2 protein-coding genes and 1 pseudogene are annotated in these 2,481 nt (G+C 69.4%); 2 read left to right on the top strand and 1 reads right to left on the bottom strand.

Annotation, left to right across the window (positions count from 1 at the left end):
- Positions 1–193: 193 nt before the first annotated feature.
- A complete protein-coding gene (locus tag AC6RA4_RS24840; RefSeq protein ID WP_500164893.1) occupies positions 194–1,297 on the top strand; it encodes a THUMP domain-containing class I SAM-dependent RNA methyltransferase in 1,104 nt (367 codons plus the stop codon).
- 46 nt (positions 1,298–1,343) lie between these two features.
- Positions 1,344–1,781: a hypothetical protein gene (locus AC6RA4_RS24835; RefSeq protein ID WP_500164891.1), complete on the top strand. Its 438-nt coding sequence runs from the start codon at positions 1,344–1,346 to the stop codon at positions 1,779–1,781.
- A gap of 88 nt (positions 1,782–1,869) precedes the next feature.
- On the opposite strand, the pseudogene AC6RA4_RS24830 reads toward AC6RA4_RS24835, so the two are convergent.
- A pseudogene (locus AC6RA4_RS24830) lies at positions 1,870–2,481 on the bottom strand (exopolyphosphatase); the annotation flags it as partial.

Below are 2,481 nucleotides of genomic sequence, written 5' to 3'. Positions count from 1 at the left end.
GCCAATTCACCCCCGAGGTATTTCGGAACCAGAGAAGGCAGGAGCGCTGCGCCCCTGTCTTCTCTTCGTCAAAAATACTCCCGCCGGAGGCGTCCGGCGATCCCACGCGCGCCATTTCTGATCGGTCGGGCGCGACGCTCGAGAGATGACAGGGAGACTCGTCGTGGGCGCGAAAAGGCGCTAAGCGGGCAGCATGGACGAGACATTCGAGATTTTCCTGGCCTGCGCGCCGGGGCTGGAGGCGGCGCTGACGGCAGAGGCCAAGGCGGCGGGGTTCGGGCCGTTGCGGCCGGCGGCGGGGGGCGTGGCCTTCGATGGCGGCTGGGCAGAGGTGATGCGCGCCAACCTGTGTCTGCGCGGCGTGGCGAGGGTGCTGGCGCGGATCGGCGGCTTTCCCGCGGTGCACCTGGCGCAGCTCGACAAGCGGGCACGGAAATTCCCGTGGGGGGAGGTGCTGCGGGCCGACCAGCCTGTCAAGGTCGAGGCGGTGAGCCGGAAGTCGAAGATCTACCACGCCGGTGCGGCGAAGCAGCGGGTCGAGACCGCCATCGCCGAGACGCTCGGTGCCGCCCGCGGTGATGATGGCGTGCGGCTGCTGGTGCGCATCGAGGAGAATCTCGTGACCTTCTCGGTCGACACCTCGGGCGAACCGCTGCACCGGCGCGGCCACAAGGAGGCGGTGGGCAAGGCCCCCATGCGCGAGACGCTGGCGGCGCTGTTCCTGCGCGAGTGCGGCTATCGCGGCGAGGAGCCGGTGGTCGATCCGATGTGCGGCTCGGGCACCTTCGTACTGGAGGCCGCGGAGATTGCCGCCGGTCTGGCGCCGGGGCGCAGCCGGCACTTCGATTTCGAGCGGCTGGCCGGGTTCGATCCCGAGGCCTGGGCGGCACTCAGGGCGGCGCAGGCGCCGCACGAGACGGCGTTGCGCTTCCACGGCTTCGACCGGGATGCCGGCGCGGTGCGTTCGGCCACCGCCAACGCGGAGCGGGCCGGCGTGTCGGAGATTACCCGCTTCACCTGCCAGCCGGTCAGTGCGCTCGAGCCGCCTGAGGGGCCGCCGGGGCTCGTCATGGTCAACCCGCCCTATGGCGCACGGATCGGCAAGCCGGGGCCGCTGCACGCGCTGCACCGCAGCCTTGGCGAGGTGCTCAAGCAGCGGTTCCGCGGCTGGCGCGTCGGCATCGTCACCTCCGAGCCGGGGCTGGCGCGCGAGACCGGGTTGCCGTTCCTGCCACCCGGGCCGCCGGTGGCGCATGGCTCGCTGAAGATCCGGCTCTACCGCACCGAGGCGCTCTGACGCCGCAGCCTCTTCTCAGGGCCGCCGGCCGCCCTATATTCAGGGCATGAAACAGCTTGCCGCCCTCTGCCTCTCGGCCAGCCTTCTGGCCATGCCCGTCGCCGCACAGGATGCCGGGGAAGCGCCGCCCGATGGCGGTGGCCTGATGAAGCGCGGCGCGCAGATGTTCTTCGAGGGGCTGATGGGCGAGCTCGACCCCGCCCTGCGCGAGCTCGAGGATCTGGCCGGCGAGATGGAGCCGGCGCTGCGCAGCTTCCGCGAGGAGATGGGCCCGGCGCTGCAGGATCTGATGGGCAAGGTGAAGGACTGGTCGGTCTATCACCCGCCCGAGATGCTGCCGAATGGCGATATCATTCTGCGCCGCCGCGAGCCGCTGGAAAGCGATGAGAACGGGATCTTGCCGCGCGACCGCGACTGGCCGAAGCGCGAGCGCGACCTGCCGCCGCTCGACGGCACGCCACCCGATCGCGAGATCGAGCTTTGAGCTTGCCGGTCAGGCGATCTCTTGCCGGATAAGGGAAAGTGCTCGCGTCTCGCGGACCACATCGCTTGCGCCGAGACGGTGCGTTGTCTCAGTCGATCTTGACCTGCATGTCCTCGGCGTTCAGCGCCCGCGCCAGCGACTTGAACCGCGCCTCGGCGACCTCGCCGTAGAGCGGCGCGACATCGGCGGTCATCCGCAGCGACAGCCGTTTCGCCTTGGAATCCCAGTCGAGCGAGGCCCCGTCTTCCTTGCTGACATCCGACATCCACAGCATCGAGCCGAAGCGCATGGCCTTGCCGAGCACCTCGGCCTCCTGCAGTTCGTCTTCGCTCAGCAGCGCGTAGTAATCCTCGAACAGGCCCTCGCGCTTGTTCTTGTAGCGGTGCAGCAGGGCGAGGCCGAGAAACACCCGCTCAGGGTGGTTGAGGCCGCCGAGATTGGCACGCGTGGCATTGTCGAAGCAGGTCTGCGCCCGGTAGTCGGGATGGGCGCGCCAGCTCACGTCGTGCAGCAGGCAGGCGGCCTTGACGATGCGCATCCGGTCGGGGCCGGCATCGGCAAACAGCGGCTCGACGAAGCGATAGAGCTTCTTGCCGAAGCCGGGCAGGCGGGCGTCCTTGGCCTCGGAGAAACGGCAGGCCTCGACCAGCGGGTCGCGGTCGCGCAGTTTCTGCGGCATTTGCTCGTAGAGCAGCCCCTC

It is taken from the genome of Salipiger sp., assembly GCF_059781815.1.
Note: the sequence above shows the minus strand (reverse complement) of the source record. Positions and strands in the feature narration are given on the sequence as shown.

Bases quoted from the DNA above. Each gene is read 5' to 3' on its own strand.
- AC6RA4_RS24835 (WP_500164891.1), top strand. From the start codon at position 1,344: ATGAAACAGCTTGCCGCCCTCTGCCTCTCGGCCAGCCTTCTGGCCATG.
- AC6RA4_RS24840 (WP_500164893.1), top strand. From the start codon at position 194: ATGGACGAGACATTCGAGATTTTCCTGGCCTGCGCGCCGGGGCTGGAG.